This window comes from Flavobacterium sp., from assembly GCF_031423415.1.
Taxonomy (GTDB): Bacteria; Bacteroidota; Bacteroidia; order Flavobacteriales; family Flavobacteriaceae; genus Flavobacterium.
In genome coordinates this window covers 1-1,320 of record NZ_JANPFL010000144.1, presented here as the reverse complement: position 1 = coordinate 1,320, position 1,320 = coordinate 1, and the positions used below count along the sequence as shown (strand labels likewise).

Annotated in this window: 1 protein-coding gene and 1 pseudogene; one reads left to right on the top strand and one right to left on the bottom strand. The window is 29.6% G+C overall.

Going from position 1 to position 1,320, the window contains the following annotated elements; translation table 11 throughout:
- Positions 1–435 (top strand): annotated as a pseudogene (locus RMO83_RS12815) (hypothetical protein); the annotation flags it as partial.
- Positions 436–518: 83 nt separating this feature from the next.
- Here RMO83_RS12815 and RMO83_RS12810 read toward each other — a convergent pair.
- Entirely contained in the window at positions 519–1,268 is a 750-nt protein-coding gene (locus tag RMO83_RS12810) for a nitrilase family protein (protein ID WP_310560094.1), read from the bottom strand.
- Positions 1,269–1,320: the final 52 nt, after the last annotated feature.

Sequence of the window (1,320 nt, the reverse complement as noted above, 5' to 3'; positions counted from 1 at the left end):
TTAAAAATAGATTTCAAGAAAGAACCTTTAGAAAAATACAAATTCAAACTTTTTCCTGGTGCATTGATTGATTATTTAAATTTCAAGAACGATACACTTGCCTATAAAGTCGAAACCAAAAACACAACCGATTACGGAAATTTGACTTTAACATTAGAAAAAGTAAAACGTTTTCCAATAATTATCGAATTGACAGATTCCGCAGGCAAAATTGTTGCAACAGAATTTTCTGAAAAAGCAACAACTGTAGCATTCAATTTGATTGAACCTGCGAAATATACATTGAGAATTATTTATGACGACAATAAAAACCAAGAATTCGATTCAGGGAATTTTCTTGAAAAACGCCAATCCGAAGAAGTGTTTTATCACCCAAAAGAAATTGATGTTCGGTCAAATTGGGATGTTAACGAAGCGGTAGATATGTCTAAATAGGCTTTTTTATTGATGTTAAATATTTATGCACTAAACCTTAAAGTGCTGTAATAGTATTTTTTAGCTCTTGTTCTCGAAATTCCTTAATCTCTGTCGTTAAGAAATGTAAGTTTATTTCTGGTCAATATCATTTCGGTTTTGTCTAAATTTGCAATAAAAATTCCTTCTGTTTTTTGTGGTTCAATAATAGAATTTCCTAAAAAATCTATTGCTTGCGAATGACCAACATATTCTAAATTATTATTGTCTGTTCCTACTCTATTTACTCCAATTGTAAAACACATATTTTCGACAGATCGAGCTTTTAAAAGAATATCCCAAGCATTGACTCTGGTTTTTGGCCAATTGGCAACATAAATCAATAGGTCATAATCTTCTTTGTTTCTAGCAAATGTCGGAAACCTTAAATCATAACATACTTGTAAACAAATTTTAAAATCTCGAAATTCAACAATCGTTTTTTCATTCCCAGAGGTATAAACTTTGTCTTCGCCAGCAAGAGTAAACAAATGTTTTTTGTCATAATATTCAACATTAGCATCGGGAAAAACAAAAACCATTCGGTTATAAAAATTACTGTTTTCAAGGATTACTAAACTTCCTGTAATTGCACAATTTTTGGTGTTTGCTAATTTTTTTAGTAATTGAATGGTTTCTCCATTCATTGTTTCGGAAACTATTTCTGGATTCATAGTAAACCCAGAATTGAACATTTCGGGTAATACTATTAAATCTATATTTTCGGAAATCGAATTGATTTTTTGCTCGAAAATTTTTCTGTTTTCGGCTGGGTTTTCCCAAATTAGATTGGCTTGAATTAAGGCGATTTTCATTTGATAAAGATATAAAAAAATTAAATTTTATTAATATTCTTTATGATAACCT

Coding starts and splice junctions, on each gene's coding strand:
- RMO83_RS12810 (WP_310560094.1), bottom strand. CDS start 1,268: ATGAAAATCGCCTTAATTCAAGCCAATCTAATTTGGGAAAACCCAGCC.